This window comes from Rhizobium favelukesii (assembly GCF_000577275.2).
Lineage (GTDB): Bacteria > Pseudomonadota > Alphaproteobacteria > Rhizobiales > Rhizobiaceae > Rhizobium > Rhizobium favelukesii.
Genome location: NZ_CBYB010000002.1, coordinates 1 through 1,195 on the forward strand (window position 1 = coordinate 1; position 1,195 = coordinate 1,195).

Genomic DNA, 1,195 nt, shown 5'->3' on the forward strand with positions numbered 1-1,195 from the left:
GGCAATGATCTCGCTGCTATCGGCATCCAGCGCCACATGCAGCTTTCGCCAACCACGGCGGGATCTGGCGCCATGCTTCTCCTCCAACCATTGGCCCGCGCCGTAGACCTGCAGTCCAGTGCTGTCGACAAGAATATGCACTGGCCCCGTCCGGTCGACCCTGGAGGTCATGCGCCTTGTTGGGCGATTGCCATGTTCGCGCCCGACGGCTCAGGGTGGTATGATCGGGGACAGCGAGCGCCAAGCCCATCAAGGGCAGCACCGATCCTAATAATCCTTCGACCTGACGCAGCCGCAAGCCGACCACCAGGCCCAGCGTCAAGGCGGTCTCGATGGCTAGATCGGAATAACGAGGCTGGCCACCACGCGTCGTTCGGCGTGGAGCAAGCCACATGGCAAGCGCCTCCGGTGTCAGCCACAGGGTCAAGCTGCCACATCGCCGTAACCCCGCCTCATATTCCGGCCAGTTCGTCACCTTGAATTTCATCCTGCCGATGCGATGGCGGCGGGCGGCGTTATGTTTGAAAGGCATCAAGGTCACAGATCGGTTATTGAGGTTGCCGATCGCCTACACCACGACCGCTAAACGATCCGTGCACCAACGCGCTGATGTATTCGTCCCACAGGAGCTGCAGCGTCATGTGCTTGCGCTTGAGCTCGCGATGGACCTGCGCCCAGTCCGGCTCAGGGCTCCGACGGTGACCCGTCTTCGTCCCGGCCGCCTTGTAAAGCGCCGCTTCCAGGACGGCATCGCTGACGTCGTCACCCAACGCCAGGAAAGTCCGGCAATCTGCACACGCCCCAACGTCTCGCGCACCGTCGACGGTGCAGCGCCAACCCTGACCGCAATCGACTTGTGGCCAAGTCCTTGTTCGAAACGATATCTCAATATCTCGCGGACACGCCGCATCTCCAGTCTCTCCGCAGGCATCCCGTTCCGTCCTCGTCACCGTCGAAGGAAGGAACTTCACACCAGCAGAACACCCACGCCAGACGCCGTCCGAAGGGGGCGGCATCATCTTGGAATCAGGGGGCGGATTGCCTCGGAATTTGCAGGCCAGTGCATATTCTTGTCGACAGCACTGGACTGCAGGTCTACGGCGCGGGCCCAATGGAGAAGCATGGCGCCAGATCCCGCCGTGGTTGGCGAAAGCTGCATGTGGCACTGGATGCCGATAGCAGCGAGATCATTGCA

Annotated in this window: 3 pseudogenes; 1 reads left to right on the plus strand and 2 read right to left on the minus strand. The window is 61.5% G+C overall.

The annotated features are described in order from the left end of the window. Both LPU83_RS00545 and LPU83_RS00960 read right to left on the minus strand, forming a co-directional pair. Positions 1-532: pseudogene (locus LPU83_RS00545) on the minus strand (IS5-like element ISRm33 family transposase); the annotation flags it as partial. A gap of 76 nt (positions 533-608) precedes the next feature. Continuing rightward, positions 609-910: pseudogene (locus LPU83_RS00960) on the minus strand (IS21 family transposase); the annotation flags it as partial. Positions 911-1,057: 147 nt separating this feature from the next. On the opposite strand from LPU83_RS00960, the pseudogene LPU83_RS01700 reads away from it, so the two are divergent. Further along, a pseudogene (locus LPU83_RS01700) lies at positions 1,058-1,195 on the plus strand (transposase); the annotation flags it as partial.